Raw genomic sequence first — 24,500 nt, 5'->3', positions numbered from 1 at the left:
AGGCGTGATCGATATCAACGAGTCCGTGATGCGGGCCCTTCTCGCGTTCGTCGTGGTGATCCCGCTGGTCGGGGCCGCGGCGGCCCTCCTTCCGGCCCCGCCCGGGCTGAAGGGGAAGTCACCCGAACAGGCCGTCCTGCGGCACGGTGTGACCGTCACCGCGGCCGTCCTCCTGGCCGCCCTGGCGCTCGCCGCCGGGTTCGACCACAGCCGGCCCCAGACCATGCAGGCCACCACCGACATCAGCTGGATCCCCGCCCTCGACGTGCGGATCCACCTGGGCGTCGACGGGATCTCGCTGCCCCTGCTGGTCCTCACCGCCCTGCTCACCTTCCTCTGCGCCCTCCACGCGTACTTCAACCAGCCACCGGGCGGCTCCCCGAAGGGGTTCGTCGCCCTGCTGCTCGTCCTGGAGACCGGCACCCTCGCCTCCTTCGCCGTCCTCGACCTGCTGCTGTTCTTCCTCGCCTTCGAGACCGTGCTGATCCCGATGTACTTCCTGATCGCCCGCTGGGGCGGCGCGGGCCGCGCGCAGGCGGCCTGGAAGTTCATCCTCTTCACCCTGCTCGGCTCCGTGGTCATGCTGCTCGGCCTGCTCCTGATCGGGATCAAGGCGGGCACTTTCGACATGGTGGCACTCGCCACCGACAACGGCCGGTCACTCACCGTGACGGTGCAGGTCGTCGCGGTCCTCGCGATCGGTGTCGGCCTCGCCGTGAAGACCCCGATGTGGCCCCTGCACAGCTGGCTGCCCGACGCCCACACCGCCGCGCCCACCGTCGGCTCGGTCCTGCTGGCCGGCGTGCTGCTCAAGATGGGCACCTACGGCTTCGTGCGCATCCTGCTCCCCGCCGCGCCCGAGGGCTTCGAGGTCTTCGCGCCCTACCTGGCCGCCTTCGCCGTCGTCGGCATCGTCTACGGGTCCCTCGCCTGCCTCGCGCTGGCCCGCAAGGGCGCCAAGGGCGACCTCAAGCGCCTGATCGCGTACTCCTCCGTCGGCCACATGGGCTTCGTCCTGCTCGGCATCGCCACCATGACCCCCACCGGCGTCAACGGCGCCCTCTTCGCCAACGTCGCCCACGGCCTGATCACCGGCCTCCTCTTCTTCCTGGTCGGCGCCCTCAAAAACCGCACCGGCACCACCGACCTGGACACCCTCTCCGCCCAAGGCCTCCAGGCCACCGGCGCCGCCCTCTACGGCCGCGCGCCCCGCCTGGGGGGCCTGCTCGCCTTCGCCGCCGTCGCCTCCCTGGGCCTGCCCGGCCTGGCCGGCTTCTGGGGCGAGATGCTCGCCCTCTTCGGCGCCTTCGAACCGGCGCCGGGTCTCAGCCGCACGGCCTACCTCGTCTTCATGACGATCGGCGCCTTCGGCACCCTGCTCACCGCCGCCTACCTGCTGGTCGTGGTCCGCCGCGTCTGCATGGGCGCGCCGCCGCGGGACACCGACGAGGTGCCACTCCTCGCCGACGTCCGCGGCCACGAGTTCGCCGCCTGGACCCCGCTGGTGGTCCTCACCGTCCTCGCCGGGCTCTGGCCGAAGGTGCTCCTCGGCCTCACCGACCCGGCCGTCCAGCAGCTCCTCGCAGGAGGCACCCGATGAGCGCCCCGGCCGCCGCCGAGAGCCTGGTCCAGTCCGTCGACTGGCTCGCCGTCGCGCCCCCCACCCTCACCGCCGTGGCCGCCCTCGCGGTCCTGGTCGCCGACCTGTTCCTCCCCGAGGCCCGCAAGGCGCTCCTCGGGTGGATCTCCGTCGCCGCCCTCGCCGCCGCCCTGCTCACCCTGCTGCCGCTGCTCGACGGCGACCGCTCCACCTTCTGCCTCACCACCGACCCCAGCGTCTGCAGCTACGTCGCCGACCGCTTCACCCTGGTCGTCCAGCTCATCGTCCTCGCCGGAGCGCTGCTCGCCGCCCTCCTGTCGATGACGGCGCTCAAGGACGAGCCGCGGCGGCTGCCCGCGGGCGAGTACTGGTTCCTGCTCCTCAGCTCGGCCGCGGGCGCCGCCCTGCTGCCCGCCTCCCGTGACCTGGCCACCCTGATCGTCGCCCTCGAGGTGGCCTCCTTGCCCGCGTTCGCCCTGGTGGGCCTGCGTCACGGGGACCGCCGTTCCTCCGAGGCCGCCCTCAAGTTCTTCCTCTCCTCGGTCACCGCCACCGCCGTCAGCCTGCTCGGCGTCAGCTTCGTCTACGCCGTCACCGGGTCGATGCACCTCACCGTCGTTGCGGAGGAGATCCAGCAGGTCGACGGCCAGTTCTCGACGCTGGCCCGCACCGGCGTGATCCTCACCCTGGTCGGGTTCGCCTTCAAGACCGCCGCCGTGCCCTTCCACTTCTGGGTGCCGGACACCTACGCGGGCGCCCCGCTGCCGGTCGCCGCCTACCTCTCGGTCACCGGCAAGGCGGTCGGCTTCACCGGCCTGATCCTGGTCGCGGTCCTCGCCTTCCCGTCGTACGCCCCGGTCTGGGGCCCGGTCATGGCCGCGCTGGCCGCGCTCACCATGACCGTCGGCAACGTCGGCGCGCTGCGCCAGCGCCCCGACCGGGACCGCAGCGCCGTCCGGCTGCTGGCCTGGTCGTCGGTGGGCCAGGCCGGCTACCTGCTGGTCCCGATCGCTGCCGCCGCCTACACCGACGACGCCTCCCGGGCGATCGGCTCGACCCTCGCCTACGCCCTGATGTACGCCGCCGTGAACCTCGGCGCGTTCACCGTGGTCGCCCTGGTGGGCCGGGGCCGCCCCGCGGGCCGGGTCGACGACCACCGCGGCCTGTACGCCGCCCGCCCGGTGGCCGCGTTGCTGCTCGCCTTCTTCCTGCTCTCCCTGGCCGGACTGCCGCCGGGCATCGTCGGTCTCTTCGCCAAGGTCACCGTGTTCGCCTCGGCCGTGGAGGCGGGGATGGGCTGGCTGGCCGTGCTGATGGCCGTCAACGTGGTCATCGCGCTGGTCTACTACCTGCGCTGGACCGCGCTGCTCTTCCGTCCCGCCCCCGAGGACGCCCCCGAGGACGCCCCCGCGGCCCGCCGCGCCACGGCCCCGCTCACCGCCGCCCTGGTGGTCACCGGACTCCTCGCCGTCGCCCTCTCCGGCGCGCCCCAGCTGATCCTCCGTTTCACCGGCGTGACCCTCTTCTGACCCGCTCCGACGACCCGCTGCCCGCGCCCGGGCGCCGGTCCCGCCCGGGACGGCCTCCGTCCCTCCGCGGGGCGGGTGCGACCCGGGCGTGCCGGGGTACCCACCCGGAACCGGTGCGGGGAACTGCGACCGCCCGCACCGCGTTGACCTGTACGTAAGGGTCCACTGGACGCGACGCACCAGAGGCTCCCCCCGCCGCACCAATGGAGGGCGTACCGTGCACCGTCGGCACAACGGACTCAGAACCGCGGTCCTCCTCGGGGGGCTGTCGGCGCTCATCATCGTCATCGGCGGCTTCTTCGGGCGCAACGGCCTGATCGCCGCCGTGCTGGTGGCGCTGGCCACCAACGCCTACGCGTACTGGAACAGCGACAAACTGGCGCTGCGCGCCATGCGGGCCCGCCCGGTCAGCGAGTTCGAGGCCCCCGGCCTCTACCGGATCGTCCGCGATCTCTCCACACAGGCCCGGCGGCCCATGCCGCGGCTCTACATCTCACCGACCGACGCGCCCAACGCCTTCGCCACCGGACGCAACCCGCGCAACGCCGCGGTCTGCTGCACCGACGGCATCCTGCGCATCCTCGACGAACGCGAGCTGCGGGGCGTGATCGGGCATGAGCTGAGCCACGTCTACAACCGGGACATCCTGACCTCGTCCGTCGCGGGAGCGCTCGCATCGGTGATCATGTTCCTGGTCAACTTCGCCTGGCTGATCCCCATCGGCCGCTCGAACGACGACGAGGGGCCGGGCCTGCTCGGAATGCTGCTGATCATGCTGCTGGGCCCCCTCGCCGCCTCCGTGATCCAGCTCGCCATCAGCCGCTCGCGGGAGTACGAGGCCGACGCCGACGGCGCCCGCCTCACCGGCGACCCACTGGCCCTCGCCAGCGCCCTGCGCAAGCTGGAAGCGGGCACCAAGGCGCTGCCGCTGCCGCCGGAGCCGAAGATCGAGACGGCCAGCCACATGATGATCGCCAACCCGTTCCGGCCGGGGCAGGGCCTCTCGAAGCTGTTCTCCACCCACCCGCCCATGACCGAGCGGATCGCGCGGCTGGAGCGCATGGCAGGCAGCGACCGCGGCTGAGACCGCCGCCGCTTCCCGCGGCCCCGTGCCGACCGCCAGCCGTCAGCCGCCGACCCCCGGCCCCCGGCCCCCGGCCCCCGGCCCCCGGCCCCCGGCCGCTGGCCGAGGCCGCAGGAGCTGGGGCGGCGGTTGGAGCACATGGCGGGCAGCGACCGCGGCTGAGGCCGACGTCGGTTCCTGCGGCCTCGGGCCGACCGCCAGCCCCCGACTGTCAGCTGTCAGCTGTCAGCCGTCAGCCGCCGTCCCCTGGCCGCCATCCCCCGACCGCCAGCCGTCGGCCGCCGACCCCCGGCCGCTGGCCGAGGTCGCAGGAGCTGGGGCGGCGGTTGGAGCGCATGGCGGGCAGCGACCGCGGCTAAGGCCGACGTCGGTTCCTGCGGCCCCGTGCCGACCGCCAGCCCCCGACCGCCAGCTGTCAGCCCCCGACCGTCAGCCGTCAGCCGTCGACCGTCAGCCGCCGACCCCCGGCCGCTGGCCGCCGGCCGAGGCCGCAGGAGCTGGGGCGGCGGCTGGAGCGCATGGCAGGCAGCGACCGCGGCTGAGGCCGGCGCCGCTTCCCGCGGCCCCGTGCCGACCGCCCGCCCTCGACCGCCAGCTGTCAGCCCTCGACCGCCAACTGTCAGCCGTCGACCGTCAGCCGCCGACCCCCGTCGACCGTCAGCCGCCGACCCCCGGCCTCCGGCCCCCGGCCTCCGGCCCCCGGCCCCCGGCCGCCGGCCGAGGCCGCAGGAGCTGGGGCGGCGGTTGGAGCGCATGTTGGGCAGAGACCGCGGCTGAGGCCGGCGTCGGTTTCTGCGGCCTCGGGCCGACCGCCAGCCCTCGACCGTCAGCCGCCGACCGTCAGCTGTCAGCCGCCGACCGTCAGCCGCCGTCCCCCGGCCGCCGTCCCCCGGCCGCCGTCCCCCGGCCGCCGTCCCCCGGCCGCCGTCCCCCGGCCGCTGGCCGAGGCCGCAGGAGCTGGGGCGGCGGTTGAAGCGCATGGCGGGCAGCGACCGCGGCTGAGGCTGGCGTCGGTTTCTGCGGCCTCGGGCCGACCGCCAGCCCTCGACCGTCAGCCGCCGACCGTCAGCTGTCAGCCGCCGACCGCCGACCCCCGGCCGCCGACCCCCCGCCGCCGACCGCCGACCCCCGACCGCCGGCTGCCGACCCCGGCCGCCGACCCCCGGCCGAGGCCGCAGGAGACGGGGCAGGACAGGTCAGGAGGGGGGAGCGGGCGGAACCAGGGCGGCCGGGGCCGCCCCGTCGGCGGACGGGGCCGGACGGACGCGTTCCCGTGCGGGGTCCGTGGCGCCCTCGTAGGCCGCCACCTGCCGCAGGACACCGAGACGGGAGAGGTGGTGCTCCTCGACGGAGGCGCGCGCGGCCGCGCTCCAGCGGGCACGCCCCTCCTCGTCCGTCAGCGAGCGGAGCACCGTCCGCGGCCAGGGCCCGTCGCCTTCGGTGTAGGGGGTGAGCAGGCCGTTGACGTCGTGCCGGATCTGGGCCCGGATGCCGTCGGTGTCGGCGCCGACGACGACCGCGCCCTTCCACAGGGCCTCGGAGACGGTGAGGCCGAAGCTCTCCCGGCTGCTGTTCTGCACGACCGTGCGGGCCCGGCCGCGCAGCAGGTTGAGGGCGAGGTCCTCCCCGGTGCGCTGGACCGGGCCGAAGCGCCAGATGTGCACGCGGTCGCGCGTCCGGGGCCGGAGCTTCGCCCAGAAGTCCATGAGGTCCTGCCATATCGCACGGTTCATCGGATAGTTCTGCCGGTCGTCGATGTGCGGCCCGACGAGGACCAGCTCGGTGTCCGGGTCGTCGGCGGCGAGCCGGGCGAAGGACTTGAGGACTCCCAGCTGGCCCTTGAGCGGGTCCCACCGGGAGACCTGGAGGACGAACGGGGCGTCGGGGTGGCGCAGACCGCCGGTACCGAAGTCGTCGACCAGGATCCGCGCGTCCTCCTCGCCCGTGACACGGGCGAGGGAGCAGCCGCGCGCGGCGTGCAGGGAGGACCACAGTTCGCCGACGAGGTCGTCCGGGAGGTCCCGGTTCTTCCACGACCGGGGATCGATGCCCGGCGGGACGACGACGGTCCGGCCGTCGTCCCGCCACCCCGGCCAGACCTGGCCCGCGTCGGAGAAGAGCAGATGGTCGACGACGTCGAGCTGGGGGCGGAGGAACTCGATGGCGTTCCGGTCGACCGTGGCCAGGTTCTCCGAGCCGACGTGGCAGCGCCAGGCGATGCGTGGTGCCACCGCCCGGACGGCGGTCGCCAGCGTGAGCACCAGCGGGTCGTGCAGGACGACCACGTCGGCGTCACGGGCCGCCGCCACCACGGCCGCCTCGTTGGCGGCGAGGAAGTGGCCGACACCGTGCCGCACCCTCTCCTCGGGGAAGTCCCCGCTCCGGGCTCCGTAGAGGCCGTTGTGCAGGACGAACGCGGCGTCGTGGGCGGCGTCCAGGGCGTGCGCCAGGACCCACTGCGTCCGCCAGCCGAGTTCGGCGAGGTACGGCAGTTCGCTGCGCACGACCTCGGCGACGCCGCCCAGTTCGGTGCTGGTGCTCACATGCAGGATGCGGGGTCCGTCGTTCATCGGTTGCTTCCGTTCGGCTCGGGACGCAGCACACGTGCCGGGAACCTCTTCTCGCAGGCGACGAAGCCCAGCCCCCCGGCTCCGATCAGCAGGCCCAGGACGAGCCAGAGGACCAGACCGTTCCACCCCAGCAGTGCGCCGACGACGGCGGGGCCGGCGACGTTGGAGACGGTCCAGGACATCTGGAAGACCGAGGAGTACCTGCCGCGCAGAGGTACGGGGGCGGCGTCCATCGACAGGGCCTGGGCCGCGGGCCCGGCCGCCATCTCGCCGAGGGAGAAGAGGACCATGCCTGCTGCGGTGCACAGGAGGGCGAAGGTCAGTGGGGCGTCGTGGGCCCCGGCGAACAGGGCGAACGCCAGGACGAAGAAGCCTGCCCCGACCAGCACGGCACGGGTGCGCCGCAGGGGCATGAGCATGCGGGACACCGTCGTCTGGAACAGGACGGGCAGGACGGTGTTCATCGCGAAGGCGACCGACGGCACCCACGGCGGCAGGCTGAGGGTGTCGACGAGGTACACCGGCAGCGCCACGCTCGGCAGCAGCCAGGCGAAGGTCAGGGCGGTGTGGGCAGCGGTCATCGCGGTGTACGGGCGGTCGCGGAGCACCGCCAGCCACCCCGTGCCGGCCGCGGACGCCTCGGCCGCCCCGCCGGAACCCTGGCCCGCCCCGGAACCCTGGCCCGTCCCGCCGCCGGACCCCTCGTCCGCGCCGTCCTTCCCCGACGGGGGTGAGGGGGTCATCCGCAGCCGTGCGAACACCACCGCGGACAGGAACGAGGCGACGACCGCGGCGAGGAGGATGGCACGCAGCGTGCCGACGTCCCCGACGGAGAGGGCCACCGCCGCGAGGGCCGCTCCCAGGCCGAGCGCGCCGCTCTTGAACGCGTTGACCACCGCGAACCAGCGGTCCAGCGTTTCGCCCTCGGCGGCCTGCTCGGCCACGAAGACCGGCCAGCCGACCCAGTACAGCCGCTGGGACAACGTGATGAACGCGACCGCGACGACGAGCTGGGGCCAGCCGTGGATGTCGACGAGCCCCAGGTAGCCGACGCCGCAGCAGGCGTTCGCCGCCACGATCGTCCGCTGCGCGCCCCAGCGGTCGGCGATGCTTCCCGCGAGGGGGTTGAGCAGCAGGGCGATCACCCCGCCACAGGTCAGGATCAGGCCGATCCGGGTGACCGGCAGGTCGGTGCTGAGGCGGACGTAGAGGAAGGTCAGGGGGTAGAACGCCCCGGCCGCGATCGTGTCGACGAGCAGCACGGCCAGCATGATCTTGCGCTGCGGTGTGCTGACCAGTGAGGTCCGGGTCGTGACCGCCTTCACCGGGACCCGGACCCGTCGGTGAACGCGACCCGGACCGTGGCGCCGATCCGCCGGGCCTCGTCCAGCAGGTCGCCGGACCAGCGTCCCCACAGCCCCCGCAGCCGTGACGTGATCACGACGAGGTCCGCGGAGCCCGCCGCGAGGACGGTGCGCAGGCCGACGGCGTGGACCGCTGTGACGCCGTCGGCCGCCGGCAGGGCGTCGAGCAGCCCCCGGTCGAAGTCGACCAGGGTGCACGAGGCGCCGTCCGGAAGCCGGGGCGGGTGACCGCCGGCGCCCACGACCACCACCCGGGAGGCGGTCCCGCCGTCCGGGAGCGGCTCGGCCGCCAGCCGCTCCGCCTCCGCCCGCACGTCGAGATCCCTGGCGTGCTCCTGCCACTCCAGAAGCCGCCCGTACTCGTACTCCAGGGGCGGGTCGTAGTGGTTGCGGGAGTACATGGCGCCGTAGAGCTCCATGACCGGCTCGGGGTGCTTCTCCCACAGCAGCCAGGAATTGGCGCAGTTGCTGTTGCGGTTGCCGTCCAGGTCGCGTTCGTGGGGGCTCTCCAGGGCCCACGCCCGCTGCGACAGCACCAGGGGGAGGCCGTGCTCGTGGACCCGGAAGCCGAACTCGAGGTCTTCCCCGCCCCAGGAGCGGAAGTCCTCGTCGAAGCCGCCCACCGCCTCGAAGTCGGCGGTGGGCAGCGACAGGTTCAGCGCCCACACGTGCATCCACGGTGTGGCGAGCCGGCCGAGGTCGAACCCGGCCTCGGCGAGTTCCTCGTGGCGCAGGTCCTGGAAGTCCTTCTGCCCGCCGTAGGAGCGCACCACGTCCTCGGGATCGCTCTGCCTGAGGATCTCGGCGAGGCCGGGGAAGGGACGGTAGGGGTTGTAGCCGTAGGTGTAGCCGAGGACGAGTCGTCCGCCCGGGGTGCCGTCGGGCCGCGGCCCGACGTGCGCGGCGATGTGCTCGGCGAGGAAATCGGGTCCGACCAGGGCGCCGGTGTCGAGGAAGACCAGCAGCGGGGCGGTGGCCAGCCGGGCTCCGCCGTTGCGGGCGGCGGCGGCCCGGAACCCCAGGTCCTCCTGGGTGTGGAACCCGATCCGGAGCTTGCCGGAGAACGAGGCGACGACCTCGGCCGTGTGGTCGGCGGACCCGTCGTCGGCGACGACGACTTCGAACCGCTCTGGCGCCAGACTCTGCCGGATGAGCCCCTCGAGCTGGCGGCGCAGCAGTTCGGCCCGGTTGTAGGTCGGGATCACCACGCAAACCTGGGGGACCGGTGGGTGCGTCATGACTGTCCTGTCCTTCGCTGGGAGGTGTGGGTGGGGGGGATCAGCCGGTACGAGGCGCCCCGGTCGCGGGCCGGGCAGCCCGGGCCGCGGCAGAGGTGGCCGGGACCACCGCCGAGGTGGCCCCGCACTCCACCCGGCGACGGCCTCGCTCTCCGCGGCGTCCGTCGTGGCGCGGACGCGTCCTGGAGATCACCCGGTCCCGACCGGCTTCCCCGGCGTCGCCCGCGCGGACAAGGCGCGTGCGGACAAGACGCGTGCGGACAAGACGCGTGCGGACAGGGGACGTGCGGACAGGAGGCGCAGGCGCCGAAGCCGCCGTCCTGGACGCACCGGGTCCCTCGTCGACCGGCCGGTCCCCCGGCGGCACGCCGCACGAACCGACGCGGGGGTGAGGCGCACCCTCGCTACCGGACGGGTCTCGGTGGGGCCGGAGGTCGTGGTGTCCTGGGCCATGGTTGTTCCTCTGCTCCCTGATACGAAGGCCGTGTCTCTCGAACTGGGGCGGAACGACTCCCCCGGCGGCACGGGAAGCAGGCGGTGACCACGCGGGTGTTCCTGCTCGGCGGCGCGCCGGGTACGGGGGAACGCCGGCTTCACCAGCGCACTCGTGGGGTGCGGACGGATCAGGTCACCCGGACCGACGCGCCCGCCGACCGCGCGTGAGCGGTCCGTCCGGCGAGAGCCGGCAGGAGCGGTGCGGGTGGTGTCGCGGCGGCGGTGGTCACGTCGTCCATGACAGTTGGCGCTCCCCGTTGCGGTGGGCGGTGGGCGCTTCCCCGTGAGAAGGGAAACGGGCCGTTCCGCGGCGCTTCCGATCGATCAGGCGGTGCGCCGCGCCATGACCTTGGCAGGCACCGTTCGGTCAGTCAACGGAAAGTAATCGGACAGCGGCGACACGCGTTCGGCGTGCGCGGTCCGGTGCCCACCGGCACCCGTCCGGTCCTCGTTCTCCCAGGTCACAGAGGTGCAAGAGGGGCGGAAGCCGTCGGGACGGCGGGAGTCGCGAACGGGTCGACGGACAGCTTCTGCCCGGTTCCGCACGCGTGCGGCGGACAGCGCGGCGGGCTGCGCGGGCGTGAGTTCCGGCAGCACTCGTGCGGTCATCCACCCGCCGTGGAGGGGAAGTCCAGCCCCGCTGGAGCCGTTTTGGCCCGCCTGGGGCGCCAGGGCACGGGTGAAGGGCGGGGCCGGGCCAACGCCCTTCACCGCGCCGTCGGGGTCACCAGCGCTGCGGGCCGCCCGCCGGAGCCCGCTCGGCCTCCTCCGTGGAGACGACCTCGGTGCCGAGCGGCATCAGCGAGATCGGGATCATCTTCAGGTTCGCCCAGCCGAACGGGATGCCGATGATGGAGATGAACAACGGGATGCTGGTCACCAGGTGCCCGATGGCCAGCCACCAGCCGGCCACGATCACCCACACCACGTTCCCGATCATCGATCCCACGCCCGCCGTCGGCTTGGGCACCGTGGTCCGCCCGAACGGCCAGAGCGCGTACCCGGCCAGCCGCAGCGAGGCGACGCCGAACGGGATGGTGATGATCAGCACGAAGCTGATCAGCGCGGCCACCAGATAGCCCACCGCCATCCAGAATCCGCAGAACACCACCCACAGGATGTTGAGCACCAGATTGACCGGCTTCACGGCTGTTCCCCCTTCGTGTGAGGCCCTCTACGTCTCAAGTGTCCGCCTGATGCCGTACACGAGCGCGCCGGCCAGGACGACGGCCGACCCCACGGCCACCGGGACGGCGGGCAGCGCGAACGCCAGGACCAGACAGCCGAGCAGCCCGACACCGGGGAGGACGCGCGCGGCGGCCGTCCGGTTGAGCGTCCAGGCCGAGGCGTTGGCGATCGCGTAGTACAGCAGCACGCCGAACGACGAGAACCCGATCGCGCCCCGCAGGTCCACCGTGGCCGCCACCACCGCGACCACCACTCCCACCGCCACCTCGGCCCGGTGCGGGACATGGAACTGCGGGTGCACGGCCGCCAGGGCGCCCGGCAGGTGCCGGTCCCGGGCCATGGCCAGCGTGGTCCGGGACACGCCCAGGATCAGCGCCAGCAGCGACCCCAGCGCGGCCACCGCCGCCCCCACCCGCACCACCGGCGCCAGCCACCCGGCCCCCGCGGCCCGCACGGCGTCCGCGAGCGGCGCCGCGGACCCGGCCAGCCCGCCCGCCCCCAGCACCGACAGCACGGCCACGGTCACCACCGCGTACACCACCAGCGCGAGGCCCAGGGCCACCGGCACGGCACGCGGAATGGTCCGCGCCGGGTCCCGCACCTCCTCACCCAGCGTGGCGATCCGGGCGTAACCGGCGAACGCGAAGAACAGCAGACCCGCCGCCTCCAGCACCCCGCCCGGGGTCACCGCGGGCCCCGGCGACCGCCCCGCCTCCCCGCCCCCGCCCCCGCCCAGGCACGCCACCACCACGGCGGCCAGCACGGCCAGCACCACCGCGACGGTCACCCGCGTGACCCGGACGGAACGGCGCACCCCCCGGTAGTTCACGGCGGTCAGCGCCACCACCGCGCCCACGGCCACCGCCCGCTCGTGCCCCGGCCAGACGTACGCCCCGACCGTCAGCGCCATCGCGGCGCAGGACGCCGTCTTCCCCACCACGAACGCCCACCCGGCGAGATGGCCCCAGAACTCCCCGAGCCGCTCCCGCCCGTACACGTAAGTGCCCCCGGACGCCGGGTACAGCGCCGCCAGCCGCGCCGAGGACATGGCGTTGCAGTAGGCGACGACCGCCGCCAGCGCGAGCCCCGCCAACAGGCCGGAGCCGGCCGCCCGTGCCGCGGGAGCGGGCGCCGTGAAGATGCCGGCCCCCACCATCGAACCCAGTCCGATCACCACGGCGTCCCCGGTCCCGAGCGTCCGCCGCAGCCCGCCCTGCTCACTCATGCCGGGCACGCTACCGGCGGACGCGTCAGGCGCCCGCCGCTGCGGGCCTTCAGGTCGCCGTGGCCGCGACCGTGGCCGCCGCGCGGTCCGCGTCCCCGCGCAGCACGCAGAACTCGTTGCCCTCCGGGTCGGCCAGCACCACCCAGCCCGACCCGTCGGGTTTCCGCAGGTCGTTCACCAGGGTCGCGCCCAGCCCCATGAGCCGCGCCGCCTCCTCGTCGCGCGAGGTCCGGGGCCGCAGGCAGAGATGGACCCGGTTCTTGACCGTCTTGGGCTCCGGCACCTGGTTGAAGTACAGGTGCGGCCCCTCCGGCGCCGTCACCTGCGTCTCCAGGTCCCCGGGCCGCGCGTCCGGATCCAGCGGGAACCCGGTCACCTCGCTCCAGAACCGCGCCAGCGCGTACGCGTCCGCACAGTCGATCGCCATGTTCTGCACCACGGAAGTCATGGGGCGAATCTGCCGGACGCGGTCCCCTTTCCGCCAGGCGCGAGGGCGGGGCGGCACGGGCCGGGGGCACGGCAGCGGGGCACGGCAGGGGCGCACCGCAGGGCCGGGCCCCGCGATGCGCCCCTGCCGGTCCGGCGCCTCAACCGACCGATGGTTACCGGTAGTTGACGAACTGCAGCGCGAAGTCGAAGTCCTGGTTCTTCAGCAGTGCGATCACGGCCTGCAGGTCGTCCCGGCTCTTGGAGCTGACCCGCAGCTCCTCGCCCTGGACCTGCGCCTTGATGCCCTTGGGGCCCTCGTCGCGGATGAGCTTCGCGACCTTCTTGGCGTTCTCCTGGGAGATGCCTTCCTTGATCTCCGCGAAGAGCTTGTACTCCTTGCCGGACAGCTGCGGCTCGCCGGCGTCCAGGGCCTTCAGCGAGATGCCGCGCTTGATCAGCTTGGACTGGAAGACGTCGAGGACCGCGTTGACCCGGTCCTCGGAGTTCGCCTCCATCAGGATCTTTTCACCGGACCACGAGATCGAGGCGCCGACGCCCTTGAAGTCGTAGCGCTGCGAGATCTCCTTGGCGGCCTGGTTGAGGGCGTTGTCGACCTCCTGCCGCTCGACCTTCGAGACGATGTCGAAACTGGAGTCGGCCATGTCCTGTGGCTCCTTGCATCGGGGTCTGTGTCGGGGTGCGTGACGGGGCCGCGGACCCGGGAACGCGCCCCGGACCGAGCCCGCCCAAGCCTAGCCATCACCCGGCCCCCGAACCGCGATCAATGGAGTGGCGGAGCACCCCCGCGCATCAGGTATTGTTTACGTCGTCGCGAGGGAGACCCGGCCGCAAGCCGGTTCCACTTCGTGACACGGTCTAGGCGGTGTGCCCGAGCGGCCAAAGGGAGCAGACTGTAAATCTGCCGGCTCAGCCTTCCCAGGTTCGAATCCTGGCGCCGCCACCAGACAAACGGAGCCCCCTCCGACCAGCCATCACGGCGGGTCGGAGGGGGTTTCGCTTTGTCCGCGAGCCGTTCCGGCGGGTGAGGCCGCCAGGTGGCCTGCCCGCAGCGTGCCGGCGTGCATCCCGCACCTGATCGGTCCGTGCCCCCAGGTGCCCCCGGGGCACGCGTCTTTCGCAACGGCTGACGCAGGAGGCTTCTCTTCGGGAGGGTCTGGCCAGGATTATTTGAACGTGTTCAAATGGGTGGACGCAGATGCTCGGGCGAGAGCTGCCGCGGCTTTGTGGCAGGCATCGAGGGAGGGGTCGTGGGTTCAGGGGCCGGCGTCGTCGTTCTGGCGGCGTTCTTCTTCTATGTGCCCCTCGTGGCGCCCTTCTGTGTCCTCGTGGGTGCGAGGACGTCGCGTCGCATGGGCTGGTTGATGTCGATCCCCATGGTCTTCCTCCCTCTTGCCCTGGTGGTCGGCTTCCTGGTGCCCTGAGCGGCCGGACGGGGCCGGAGTCCGGGCTGCGTCGCGGGTGGACGAACAGCCGGAGAGTGTCAACCGCAGGTTGACGCCCGCGGGGTGTCAACTTACGGTTGACGCATGACGACGAACCCGCTCGGCGCGGCTTCCGTGCGCCTCGACGACCTGATCCACGCCATCAAGCAGGGCAACCCCGACGCCCTGACGCAGCTGCAGAACGCCATGATCGCCGCGGAACACCTCGGTGAGGTGGCGGACCACCTGATCGGCCACTTCGTGGACCAGGCCCGGCGGGCCGGGGCCTCGTGGACCGACATCGGACAGAGCATGGGCGTCACCCGCCAGGCCGCCCAGAAGCGCTTCGTGCCCAAGGAGTCCCACGACCTCGACCCCAGCCAGGGGTTCAACCGGTTCACGGCCCGCGCCCGCAACGTGGTCGGGGCGGCGCACACCGAGGCCAAGGCGGCCGGAGGTGCGGAGGGGCTGCCGGAGCACCTGGTGCTCGGCCTGCTCGCGGAGCCGGAGTCGATCGGCACCCGGGCGCTGGCGGACCAGGGCGCCACCCCGGAGGCCGTGCGGCAGGCGGTGACGGCGCTGCTCCCGCCGGCGTCCGAGAACCCGCCGGAGCTGGTTCCCTACGGCTCCGCGGCCAAGAAGGTCCTGGAGCTCACCTTCCGCGAGGCGCTGCGGCTCGGTCACAACTACGTGGGCACCGAGCACATCCTGCTCGCCCTGCTGGAGCACGAGAACGGCGAGGGCGTCCTCAGCGGCCTCGGCGTGCGGAAGGACGCCACCGAGGGGTACGTCGCGAAGGCGCTGGCGGCGTTCACCGGGGAGGGCGCACAGCCGGGCGACCGGAAGCCGCAGTAACCGGCGGCCGCGACGGCGGCAACCGGTCGGCCGGAGGCGGGAGTTCGAAAGGCCTGGGGGATCCGCGTCCCGAACTCACGCCGAGCGTGCCACTGTCTCCCATCGAGCCTCCTCCGCACTCCCGCCGAGCCTCCCGCGAACTCCGGCCCGACGCGCGCCGGTTACTCGCCGGAGACCATCTTCACCGCGTCCTGCACCGGCGTGGAGCCGCTGATCAGCTCCAGCGTGAGCCCCACCGTTCCGGGGGAGTCGAGGAGTTCGGCCAGGACCGCGGCCACGTCGTCGCGGGGGACGGGGCCCCGCCCGGTGGAGGCGCGGAGGAGGACGCGGCCGGCGCCGGCGTCCTCGGTGAGCATGCCGGGACGCAGGATCGTCCAGTCCAACGACTCGCCCAGGGCACGGACATGGGCGTCCGCCTCGCCCTTGGCGCGCAGGTAGACGTCGAAGACCTCGTCGCCCGGATGGTTCGGGTCGGCGGCCATGGAGGAGACGACCAGCAGGCGGCGGACGCCCGCGCGCACCGCGGCGTCGGCGAGCAGCACGGCGGCGCCCTTGTCGACGGTCGCCTTGCGGTCCGCCCCGCTGCCCGGACCCGCGCCCGCCGCGAAGACGGCGGCGTCGGCGCCGCGCAGGAGTGCGGCGACCTCCTCGAGCGTGGCCGACTCCAGGTCGCACACGAGGGGTTCGGCGCCGGCCTCGCGGAGGTCGGCGGCATGGTCGGGGTTGCGGATGATCCCCGCGACCTCGTCGCCCCTGGCGGCGAGCAGACGCGACAGTCGCAGGGCGATTCGGCCGTGGCCTCCGGCGATGACGATACGCATGCTCCGACCGTAACGCGGCGGACCGGACGACGCCCCGCGACGCGTCACGGACGACGCCCCGCGACGCGTCACGGATGCCGTGCCTGGCGCGGGAGTTCCGGTGCCGTGCCCGCGTGGCCGAGGTCGCAGTACTCGCGCACCGCGCTGGTCCGTGAGACGACCCGGCCGGCGTGGATGACGATCCGGCTGTACGCCAGCGAGAGGGCCCCCGCCAGCCGGTCCCCGCGGACCGCGAGCAGGTCGGCCGGGAACCCGGCCTCCACCCGCACCGCCGGCAGCCCCAGTACCGCCCGGGCGGCCTCGGACACGGTCCCGAAGGCGTCCTCCACGGGCAGGGCGTCCTGGGAGGCCAGCAGGTAGGCGGCCTCCAGCGGATCGCCGCGCCCCACCGGGTTGGACAGGTCGCGCAGGGTCCCGCTGCCGGCCGCGACCCGCACCCCGGCGGAGCGCAGCAGCCGGACCGGCGCCGTGCCGCGGCGGTCCGCGCCGGCGCAGCCGCCCTGGGGCAGGCAGACGACGCCGACCCCGGCCGCCGCCAGCCGGTCGGCGCAGCGCGAGGCCACCTCGGTGGGCAGCAGCCCCAGCCCGCCCAGCGGGCCGACCGTGACCCCGCCGCGCAGCCCGCCCGCCATCGCCGCCAGGCGGCACAGCCGGGCCGGGTCGGTGCCGTCGGTGTGCAGGTCGACCGCGCAGCCGTGGGCGGAGGCGAGTTCCAGCACCGCCTCGACGTACCCGGTGGGGTCCGGGTCGGTGTCCGGGCAGCCGCCGACGGCCGTGGCGCCCATGCCGACCGCGTCGCGGAGCATGGCCAGCCCGTCGGCCCCGGCGGCCCCGGTGAGCAGCCGGGGCATCGCCACGGGCGTGAGGTCGACGAGGTCACGCACCACGCCGCGCACCCGCAGCACGGCCTCCAGGGCGCCGAGCCCGTGGACGTCGCCGACGCGGACGTGGGAGCGGATCGCGGTGGCGCCGTGCCCGAGCTGGGCGAGCACCGCCTCGGTGGCGCGGCGCTGGACGTCCTGCGGGTCGGTCGGCACCGGGCCGTCCGACTCCGCGGTGAGCGCGGTGTCGGCGTGCGCGTGCGGCTCGACGGGGGCGGGGAGCAGGAGGTAGCCCTCCAGGTTCACGCGCGCCGGCGCCGGGGCGGCGTCCGCCGGTGCGGTGACGGGCGACGCCGGGGCGGGGGCCGGGATGGGCCCGCCGGCCAGGCTGCCCGCCGTGCCGACGGCCTCGATCCGGCCGCCGCCCAGCCGGACGTCGACCACGCGTCCGTCGGTCAGGCGCGCCCCGCAGAGGAGCAGTGCCGCCGGTTCGGCGGGACCGGGCGTGGAGGAGGGCGACGGGTTGGGCTGCTGGGGAGGCGGCTGGCTGTCGGACATCGCGTTCCTGAGGGTCCGGATCCGGGTGCGGCTGCGGGAGGGCGCCGGCGGCGGCCTCGGGAGAGGAAACGATTACGTGGTGTGACCGACCCTAGGGCGGCGACCCGCCGACCCCGGGGAGGAGCGCAATAGTCGTACCGGCGTGGTGCGGCCCGCGGCGGGGCCTGCGGAGGGAGGGCGAGGGCGGGGCGGGAAGGGCTCCGCGGGGCGCGGCTCCGGCCGGCCGAGGGCTCTTCGGGACATCCCGGCGCAGGACGCCGGGAAACGGATTTGGGGGATCGGCGGGCGACCGTGTAATGTCTTCCTCGCTCGCCCCAATAGCTCAGTCGGTAGAGCGTCTCCATGGTAAGGAGAAGGTCTACGGTTCGATTCCGTATTGGGGCTCAGGTGAGAGAGGTTCCCGCCGCAAGGCGGGAACCGATCGATCCGCAGCGGTGTAGCTCAGTCGGTAGAGCAAGCGGCTCATAATCGCTGTGTCACCGGTTCAAGTCCGGTCACCGCTACTCTTAGTAGCCGATTGCGGGGTCGGTCCTTCGGTCGGCTACTATTTTTCTGTCTGCGTTAGTTCGTCCCATCCGTTCGTCAAGGAGCACTTCACGTGGCTGCCACCGACGTCCGCCCGAAGATCACGCTGGCCTGCGTGGAGTGCAAGGAGCGGAACTACATCACCAAGAAGAACCGGCGTAACAACCCGGATCGCCTGGAGATGAAGAAGCACTGCCCGCGTTGCAATGCGCACACCGCGCACCGCGAGACGCGATAAACAGGCTCGTACGTGAGGCCGTCCCCGTCAGGGGGCGGCCTTTCGTCGTTCCACGACATCCGGCACGCCGTGTCGTTCTAGGGTTACCGCAGCAAGCACAGGCAGCAGGAGGTGGCGCCCATGGCGCTGGACCAGTCGTTCGTCGGGCGGACCTACCCGCCCACCGACCCCTATGAGGTCGGCCGGGAGAAGATCCGCGAGTTCGCGGCGTCCATCGGCGACGCGAACCCCGCGTACACGGACCCGGAGGCCGCCAAGGCCCTCGGCCACCCGGATGTGATCGCCCCGCCGACCTTCGTGTTCGCGATCTCGTTCAAGGCCGCCCACCGTGTGATCCACGACCCGGAGCTGGGCCTCGACTACAGCCGCGTGGTCCACGGCGACCAGAAGTTCGCCTACCGCCGCCCCGTGCGCGCCGGCGACCGGCTCACCGTGACCACCACCATCGACGCCATCAAGTCGCTGGCCGGCAACGACATCCTGGACATCCGCGGTGACGTGCACGACGAGATGGGCGAGCTCGTGGTGACCGCCTGGACCAAGCTGGTGGCCCGCGCCGCCGAGGAGGGATGACGAGGATGACGGCCAAGGTCGCATACGCCGACGTGGAGGTCGGCACCGAACTGCCCGCGCAGGTCTTCACCGTGACCCGCGCCACACTGGTCGAGTACGCCGGCGCGTCCGGCGACTTCAACCCGATCCACTGGAACGAGAAGTTCGCCAAGGAGGTCGGGCTGCCGGACGTCATCGCGCACGGCATGTTCACCATGGCCGAGGCGGGCCGCGTGGTCACCGACTGGGCCGGAGACCCGGGCGCGGTCGTCGAGTACGGAGTCCGCTTCACCAAGCCGGTCCCCGTCCCCAATGACGACGAGGGCGCCACGATCGAGGTCAGCGGCAAGGTCGCGGTCAAGCTCGACGACAACCGGGTCCGTGTCGACCTCACCGCCACGCACGCCGGGCAGAAGGTCCTCGGCATGTCCCGCGCGGTGGTCCAGCTCGCCTGAGCGACGCCTGAGCACCGCCTGAGCGCCACCTGGGCACCGCCGCACGCCGGGCGGCGGCACCACCACGTGCCGACGCCGGGCGGCGGCGCCACCACGTGCCGCCCGGCCCGCCGCGTAGGCTGGGCGGCGTGCTGGAACGACATGACGCCCCGCTCGCCCCGCTGACCACCTTCCGCCTCGGCGGGCCGGCCCGCCGGCTGATCACCGCGACCACCGACGCCGAGGTGATCGAAGCCGTCCGCGAGGCCGACGCCACCGGCACGCCGCTGCTGGTCGTCGGCGGCGGGTCCAACCTGGTCGTCGGCGACAAGGGCTTCGAGGGCACCGCCCTGCACATCGCCACCAGCGGCTTCTCCCTCGACGGCACCCGGCTGGAGCTGGCCGCCGGCGAGGTCTGGTCCGCGGCGGTGGCACGCACCGTGGACGCCGGTCTGGCGGGCATCGAGTGCCTGTCGGGCATCCCCGGGTCGGCGGGCGCCACGCCCATCCAGAACGTCGGCGCCTACGGCCAGGAGGTCTCCTCCACCATCACCGAGGTGATCGCCTACGACCGCGCGGCGGGCGGGACCGTCGCCCTCTCCAACGAGGAGTGCGCGTTCTCCTACCGGCACAGCCGCTTCAAGGCCGACCCGGACCGCTACGTCGTGCTGCGCGTCCGGTTCGAGCTGGAGGACGCCGCGGGCATGTCCGCGCCCGTGAAGTACCCCGAGACGGCCCGGGCCCTGGGCGTCGAGGCGGGCGACCGGGTGCCGCTGGAGCTGGCCCGGGAGACGGTGCTCAAGCTGCGGTCCGGCAAGGGGATGGTGCTGGACGCCGAGGACCACGACACCTGGTCCGCCGGATCCTTCTTCACCAACCCGATCCTCACCGACGCCGCCTTCGCGGCCTTCCGCGAGCGGGTCCACGAACGCCTCGGCGACGACGTGACGCCCCCGGCGTACCCGGCGGGGGAGGGCCGCACCAAGACCTCCGCCGCGTGGCTCATCGACAAGGCCGGCTTCACCAAGGGCTACGGCACCGGGCCGGCCCGCATCTCCACCAAGCACACCCTGGCGCTCACCAACCGGGGCTCCGCCACCACCGAGGACCTGCTCACCCTCGCCCGCGAGGTCGTCGACGGGGTGCGCGCGGCGTTCGGCATCACCCTGGTCAACGAGCCGGTGATGGTGGGCGTCGGTCTCTGACCCGCCGGCGCGGCGTCACGCCGGGGTGCTCAGCCAGGTGTCGACGCCGGCCAGCAGACGCGAGCGCACCTCGGGCGGCGCGGCCGAGCCGCGGACCGACTGGCGGGCCAGCTCGGCCAGCTCCGCGTCGTCGAACCCGTGGTGCCGCCGTGCGATCTCGTACTGCGCGGCCAGCCGGGAACCGAACAGCAGCGGGTCGTCCGCGCCCAGCGCCAGCGGGACCCCCGCGTCGAACATGGTGCGCAGCGGGACCTCCTCCGGCTTGTCGAAGACCCCGAGCGCCACGTTGGACGAGGGGCAGACCTCGCAGGTGATCTGCCGTTCCGCCAGCCGCCGCAGCAGCCGCGCGTCCTCGGCGGCCCGCACGCCGTGGCCGATCCGGGTGGCCTCCAGGTCGTCCAGGCAGTCCCGCACCGACGTCGGCCCGGTCAGCTCGCCGCCGTGCGGGGCCGCCAGCAGCCCGCCCTCCCTCGCGATCGCGAAGGCCCGGTCGAAGTCACGGGCCATGCCGCGCCGCTCGTCGTTGGAGAGCCCGAAGCCGACCACGCCCCGGTCCGCGTACCGGACCGCCAGCCGGGCCAGCGTCCGTGCGTCCAGGGGGTGCTTCATCCGGTTCGCCGCCACCAGGACCCGGATCCCCAGGCCCGTCTCGCGGGCGGCCGAGTCCACCGCGTCGAGGATGACCTCCATGGTGGGGATCAGCCCGCCCAGCCGTGGGGCGTAGGAGGTCGGGTCCACCTGGATCTCCAGCCACCCCGAGCCGTCCCGGACGTCCTCCTCGGCGGCCTCACGGACCAGCCGGCGGATGTCCTCCTCGTCCCGCAGGCAGTTCCTCGCGGCGTCGTAGAGCCGCTGGAAACGGAACCAGCCGCGCTCGTCGGTGGCACGCAGCTCCGGGGGCTCCGCCCCGGTCAGCGCCTCCGGCAGGCGGACGCCGTGCTTGTCGGCCAGTTCGAGCAGGGTCTGGGGGCGCATCGACCCGGTGAAGTGCAGGTGCAGATGAGCCTTCGGCAGCTTGGTGAGATCACGTACGCGCTCCATTGGCCGATCCTGCCGTACTCCCATGGCTCACTCCTACCCCGTTCCCCTTTCGAGACGTTGCCCGAACGAAAAAACGGGGCAGCGCGTGTGGTCACGCGCTGCCCCGTCACGGGTGCCCGACGGCTCAGTCGCGGGCCTCCGCCAGGAGCTTCTGGATCCGGCTGACGCCCTCGGCCAGGTCCTCGTCGCCCAGCGCGTAGGACAGCCGCAGGTAGCCCGGGGTACCGAAGGCCTCGCCCGGGACGACCGCGACCTCCACCTCCTCCAGGATCAGCGCGGCCAGCTCCACCGAGTTCTGCGGACGGCGGCCGCGGATCTCCTTGCCGATCAGCGCCTTCACCGACGGGTACGCGTAGAACGCGCCCTCCGGCTCCGGGCAGACCACGCCGTCGATCTCGTTCAGCATCCGCACGATGGTCCGGCGGCGGCGGTCGAAGGCCTCGCGCATCTTCGCCACGGCCGTCAGGTCGCCGGAGACGGCGGCCAGCGCGGCGGCCTGGGCCACGTTGGAGACGTTGGAGGTGGCGTGCGACTGCAGGTTGGTCGCGGCCTTGACGACGTCCTTGGGGCCGATGATCCAGCCCACCCGCCAGCCGGTCATCGCGTACGTCTTGGCGACGCCGTTGACCACGATGCACTTGTCGCGCAGCTCCGGCAGCAGGGCCGGGAGCGAGGTGAAGACGGCGTCGCCGTAGACCAGGTGCTCGTAGATCTCGTCGGTCAGCACCCACAGGCCGTGCTCGACGGCCCAGCGGCCGATCGCCTCGGCGTCCTCACGGCTGTAGACCGCGCCGGTCGGGTTCGACGGGGAGACGAACAGGACGACCTTGGTGCGCTCGGTGCGGGCCGCCTCCAGCTGCTCCACCGAGACCCGGTAGCCGGTGGTCTCGTCCGCGACGACCTCGACCGGCACGCCGCCGGCCAGACGGATCGACTCCGGGTAGGTGGTCCAGTACGGGGCGGGGACGATGACCTCGTCGCCCGGGTCCAGGATCGCGGCGAAGGCCTCGTAGATGGCCTGCTTGCCGCCGTTGGTGACCAGCACCTGCGCGGGGTCGACCTCGTAGCCGGAGTCGCGCAGCGTCTTGGCGGCGATCGCGGCCTTCAGCTCGGGCAGGCCGCCGGCCGGGGTGTAGCGGTGGAACTTCGGGTTCTTGCAGGCCTCGATCGCGGCCTCGACGATGTAGTCCGGCGTCGGGAAATCGGGCTCGCCGGCGCCGAAGCCGATCACCGGGCGCCCGGCGGCCTTGAGGGCCTTGGCCTTGGCGTCGACGGCGAGGGTCGCGGACTCGGAGATCGCGCCGATGCGGGCGGACACCCGGCGCTCGGTCGGAGAGGTAGCTGCGCTCATGAACGTCATGGTTTCAGAAAGGAAACCGCGGCGGCATCCAGGTTCGCGGAGTGAACAAGAGGTGCACAAGCGTCCGTATCCGGGCCGTCGGCCGGCAGCCTCTTCCGAGGTCGGCGCGGTTCGCGGAATTTACTGTTCGACGCGGGGCCCGAGAGCACGTACACTCTCACCTCGTTGGACACCGACGGACCGTGCTGGTCGGGAGCTTGCGAGGCACCCGATCCCATGCGGTAGGTTGGTGGACACCACAAAGGGTCGTAGCTCAATTGGTAGAGCACTGGTCTCCAAAACCAGCGGTTGGGGGTTCAAGTCCCTCCGGCCCTGCTACACACACCTAGCCAGGTTGTGTGCGCATGTCAGTACTGCTATGCACCGCCGTGCGGCTCATACCGGGCTCGTGCACGGCATGACCCGGGATTCAGGTGAGGACGAGTGACGGACGCCGTGGGCTCCATCGACATGCCTGATGCCCAGGACGAAGAGAAGAAGCCGCGTAAGGGCGGCAAGCGTGCCAAGAAGGGCCCGCTGAAGCGCCTGGCGCTCTTCTACCGCCAGATCGTCGCGGAGCTCCGCAAGGTCGTCTGGCCCACCCGCAGTCAGCTCACCACGTACACCACGGTCGTGATCATATTCGTGGTGGTCATGATCGGTCTGGTCACGGTGATCGACTTCGGCCTCGACGAGGCCGCGCGTCTCGTCTTCGGCTGACCGGCCCGCTCCTGACACCGCATCGCAGACAGGGCGTCGTGAAAACGGCGCCCTTGTTCGCGTCCTGGCCCGGTGTTCATGAACACCTGACAGGGACGAATCGTCCGCTAGGCTGAACCCCAGTGTTCCGTCGGACCGTCGATCTTCCTCCTGCGAGGGACCGGCGGAAAGCGCCCCCGGCAGGCGGCGCCCACGGAACGGCATCAACCCCCATGTACCCAGGAAGAAGCAGCCACCGTGTCTGACCCGAACCTGAACGACGCCAGCGAGTCGGTCGAGAACGTCGAGGACGAGCTCGAGATCGTCGAGGGCGCGGACACCGAGGACACCGAGACCTCCGCCGAGGTCGAGGCTGCCGACGCCGACGTCGAGGACGTCGAGGAGGCGTCCGAGGGTGCCGACGAGGAGTCGGAGGATGCCGAGGACGAGGCCGAGGAGGCCGAGGAGGAGACCGAGGCCGGCGAGGTCGTCGACCCCGTCGCCGCCCTCCGCGAGGAACTGCGTACGCTGCCCGGCGACTGGTACGTCATCCACACGTACGCCGGTTACGAGAAGCGCGTGAAGGCCAACCTCGAGCAGCGTGCCGTCTCGCTGAACGTCGAGGAGTTCATCTACCAGGCCGAGGTCCCCGAGGAAGAGATCGTCCAGATCAAGAACGGCGAGCGGAAGACGGTCAAGCAGAACAAGCTGCCCGGCTACGTCCTCGTCCGGATGGACCTGACGAACGAGTCCTGGGGCGTCGTCCGCAACACCCCCGGCGTCACCGGCTTCGTGGGCAACGCCTACGACCCGTACCCGCTGTCGCTGGACGAGATCGTGAAGATGCTCGCCCCGGAGGCCGAGGCCAAGGCCGCCCGCGAGGCCGCCGAGGCCGAGGGCAAGCCGGCTCCGCAGCGCAAGGTCGAGGTCCAGGTCCTGGACTTCGAGGTGGGCGACTCGGTCACCGTCACCGACGGCCCCTTCGCGACCCTCCAGGCGACGATCAACGAGATCAACGCCGACTCGAAGAAGGTCAAGGGCCTGGTGGAGATCTTCGGCCGCGAGACCCCGGTCGAGCTGTCCTTCGACCAGATCCAGAAGAACTGATCCAAAGTCTTCCGAAACAGGTCGGACGGCACACTTCGGTGGCCGTCTGACCTGCTCGGTTTTCAGCCGCACATGGATACCCGTTATCGTGGTGCGGTATGCCTCCATCCGGCTGAATCGGATGGTCGGCTCAAACCTCTC

Annotated in this window: 21 protein-coding genes and 4 tRNA genes; 14 read left to right on the top strand and 11 right to left on the bottom strand. The window is 72.6% G+C overall.

Annotated elements, in window-relative coordinates; all coding sequences use genetic code 11:
- Positions 1-4 precede the first annotated feature (4 nt).
- The 3 genes from GBN72_RS12860 (at position 5) to htpX (ending at position 4,213) form a co-directional block, all read left to right on the top strand.
- Positions 5-1,600, top strand: coding sequence for a complex I subunit 4 family protein (locus GBN72_RS12860; RefSeq protein ID WP_151771810.1), 1,596 nt, complete (start codon positions 5-7; stop codon positions 1,598-1,600).
- A complete protein-coding gene (locus GBN72_RS12855; RefSeq protein WP_151771809.1) occupies positions 1,597-3,129 on the top strand; it encodes an NADH-quinone oxidoreductase subunit N in 1,533 nt (510 codons plus the stop codon). Before GBN72_RS12860 ends, GBN72_RS12855 begins: the two co-directional genes overlap by 4 nt.
- A gap of 217 nt (positions 3,130-3,346) precedes the next feature.
- Positions 3,347-4,213 (top strand): zinc metalloprotease HtpX, encoded by an 867-nt coding sequence (htpX, locus tag GBN72_RS12850; RefSeq protein WP_151771808.1) that lies wholly within the window; start codon positions 3,347-3,349, stop codon positions 4,211-4,213.
- A gap of 1,196 nt (positions 4,214-5,409) precedes the next feature.
- Here the strand turns inward: htpX and GBN72_RS12845 are convergent.
- From GBN72_RS12845 to GBN72_RS12815, 7 genes are all read right to left on the bottom strand, one after another.
- Positions 5,410-6,783 (bottom strand): glycosyltransferase, encoded by a 1,374-nt coding sequence (locus GBN72_RS12845; protein ID WP_151771807.1) that lies wholly within the window; start codon positions 6,781-6,783, stop codon positions 5,410-5,412.
- The gene (locus GBN72_RS12840; RefSeq protein ID WP_151771806.1) at positions 6,780-8,108 is read right to left on the bottom strand and encodes an MFS transporter; all 1,329 of its coding nucleotides are present in this window, start codon (positions 8,106-8,108) and stop codon (positions 6,780-6,782) included. The genes GBN72_RS12845 and GBN72_RS12840 overlap by 4 nt, the downstream gene beginning before the upstream one ends.
- Positions 8,105-9,385, bottom strand: coding sequence for a glycosyltransferase (locus GBN72_RS12835; protein WP_151771805.1), 1,281 nt, complete (start codon positions 9,383-9,385; stop codon positions 8,105-8,107). Before GBN72_RS12835 ends, GBN72_RS12840 begins: the two co-directional genes overlap by 4 nt.
- Positions 9,386-10,604: 1,219 nt before the next feature.
- A complete protein-coding gene (locus GBN72_RS12830; protein ID WP_151771804.1) occupies positions 10,605-11,027 on the bottom strand; it encodes a YccF domain-containing protein in 423 nt (140 codons plus the stop codon).
- A gap of 27 nt (positions 11,028-11,054) precedes the next feature.
- On the bottom strand, positions 11,055-12,293 hold the full coding sequence (locus GBN72_RS12825) for an APC family permease (RefSeq protein WP_151771803.1): 1,239 nt from the start codon (positions 12,291-12,293) through the stop codon (positions 11,055-11,057).
- Positions 12,294-12,342: 49 nt separating this feature from the next.
- Positions 12,343-12,741, bottom strand: a complete 399-nt coding sequence (locus GBN72_RS12820; RefSeq protein ID WP_151771802.1) for a VOC family protein — start codon at positions 12,739-12,741, stop codon at positions 12,343-12,345.
- 154 nt (positions 12,742-12,895) lie between these two features.
- On the bottom strand, positions 12,896-13,384 hold the full coding sequence (locus tag GBN72_RS12815; RefSeq protein ID WP_151771801.1) for a YajQ family cyclic di-GMP-binding protein: 489 nt from the start codon (positions 13,382-13,384) through the stop codon (positions 12,896-12,898).
- A 217-nt stretch (positions 13,385-13,601) separates the two neighbouring features.
- On the opposite strand from GBN72_RS12815, the gene GBN72_RS12810 reads away from it, so the two are divergent.
- A tRNA-Tyr gene (locus GBN72_RS12810) sits at positions 13,602-13,686 on the top strand.
- A gap of 583 nt (positions 13,687-14,269) precedes the next feature.
- On the top strand, positions 14,270-15,019 hold the full coding sequence (locus GBN72_RS12805; protein WP_151771800.1) for a Clp protease N-terminal domain-containing protein: 750 nt from the start codon (positions 14,270-14,272) through the stop codon (positions 15,017-15,019).
- A 161-nt stretch (positions 15,020-15,180) separates the two neighbouring features.
- Here GBN72_RS12805 and GBN72_RS12800 read toward each other — a convergent pair whose 3' ends face one another.
- Together GBN72_RS12800 and GBN72_RS12795 are read right to left on the bottom strand one after the other, a co-directional pair.
- The gene (locus GBN72_RS12800) at positions 15,181-15,840 is read right to left on the bottom strand and encodes an NAD(P)H-binding protein (RefSeq protein ID WP_151771799.1); all 660 of its coding nucleotides are present in this window, start codon (positions 15,838-15,840) and stop codon (positions 15,181-15,183) included.
- A gap of 68 nt (positions 15,841-15,908) precedes the next feature.
- Positions 15,909-17,219 carry an amidohydrolase family protein gene (locus tag GBN72_RS12795; protein ID WP_151771798.1) on the bottom strand — a complete coding sequence of 437 codons (1,311 nt, stop codon included), beginning with the start codon at positions 17,217-17,219 and terminating at the stop codon, positions 15,909-15,911.
- A 311-nt stretch (positions 17,220-17,530) separates the two neighbouring features.
- On the opposite strand from GBN72_RS12795, the gene GBN72_RS12790 reads away from it, so the two are divergent.
- The 6 genes from GBN72_RS12790 (at position 17,531) to GBN72_RS12765 (ending at position 20,173) form a co-directional block, all read left to right on the top strand.
- Positions 17,531-17,603: transfer RNA gene (locus GBN72_RS12790), tRNA-Thr, on the top strand.
- Positions 17,604-17,649: 46 nt separating this feature from the next.
- Positions 17,650-17,722 (top strand) — tRNA-Met (locus tag GBN72_RS12785).
- A gap of 95 nt (positions 17,723-17,817) precedes the next feature.
- A complete protein-coding gene (rpmG, locus tag GBN72_RS12780) occupies positions 17,818-17,982 on the top strand; it encodes a 50S ribosomal protein L33 (RefSeq protein WP_003948671.1) in 165 nt (54 codons plus the stop codon).
- Positions 17,983-18,102: 120 nt separating this feature from the next.
- Positions 18,103-18,555 (top strand): MaoC family dehydratase N-terminal domain-containing protein, encoded by a 453-nt coding sequence (locus GBN72_RS12775; protein ID WP_151771797.1) that lies wholly within the window; start codon positions 18,103-18,105, stop codon positions 18,553-18,555.
- 5 nt (positions 18,556-18,560) lie between these two features.
- The gene (locus GBN72_RS12770) at positions 18,561-18,989 is read left to right on the top strand and encodes a MaoC family dehydratase (RefSeq protein WP_151772021.1); all 429 of its coding nucleotides are present in this window, start codon (positions 18,561-18,563) and stop codon (positions 18,987-18,989) included.
- Between the two features lie 128 nt (positions 18,990-19,117).
- Positions 19,118-20,173, top strand: coding sequence for a UDP-N-acetylmuramate dehydrogenase (locus GBN72_RS12765; RefSeq protein ID WP_151771796.1), 1,056 nt, complete (start codon positions 19,118-19,120; stop codon positions 20,171-20,173).
- A 15-nt stretch (positions 20,174-20,188) separates the two neighbouring features.
- On the opposite strand, the gene GBN72_RS12760 is transcribed toward GBN72_RS12765, so the two are convergent.
- Together GBN72_RS12760 and GBN72_RS12755 are read right to left on the bottom strand one after the other, a co-directional pair.
- The gene (locus GBN72_RS12760) at positions 20,189-21,214 is read right to left on the bottom strand and encodes an adenosine deaminase (RefSeq protein ID WP_151771795.1); all 1,026 of its coding nucleotides are present in this window, start codon (positions 21,212-21,214) and stop codon (positions 20,189-20,191) included.
- 124 nt (positions 21,215-21,338) lie between these two features.
- The gene (locus tag GBN72_RS12755) at positions 21,339-22,565 is read right to left on the bottom strand and encodes a pyridoxal phosphate-dependent aminotransferase (protein WP_151771794.1); all 1,227 of its coding nucleotides are present in this window, start codon (positions 22,563-22,565) and stop codon (positions 21,339-21,341) included.
- A 251-nt stretch (positions 22,566-22,816) separates the two neighbouring features.
- On the opposite strand from GBN72_RS12755, the gene GBN72_RS12750 reads away from it, so the two are divergent.
- The 3 genes from GBN72_RS12750 (at position 22,817) to nusG (ending at position 24,359) form a co-directional block, all read left to right on the top strand.
- A tRNA-Trp gene (locus GBN72_RS12750) sits at positions 22,817-22,889 on the top strand.
- A gap of 108 nt (positions 22,890-22,997) precedes the next feature.
- On the top strand, positions 22,998-23,273 hold the full coding sequence (gene secE / locus GBN72_RS12745; protein WP_151771793.1) for a preprotein translocase subunit SecE: 276 nt from the start codon (positions 22,998-23,000) through the stop codon (positions 23,271-23,273).
- A gap of 237 nt (positions 23,274-23,510) precedes the next feature.
- Complete coding sequence (gene nusG, locus GBN72_RS12740; RefSeq protein ID WP_151771792.1) at positions 23,511-24,359, top strand: transcription termination/antitermination protein NusG; 849 nt, start codon at positions 23,511-23,513, stop codon at positions 24,357-24,359.
- Positions 24,360-24,500: the final 141 nt, after the last annotated feature.

The organism is Streptomyces abyssomicinicus (assembly GCF_008974245.1).
Lineage (GTDB): Bacteria > Actinomycetota > Actinomycetes > Streptomycetales > Streptomycetaceae > Streptomyces > Streptomyces abyssomicinicus.
This window is presented reverse-complemented; position numbering and strand designations above follow the sequence as displayed.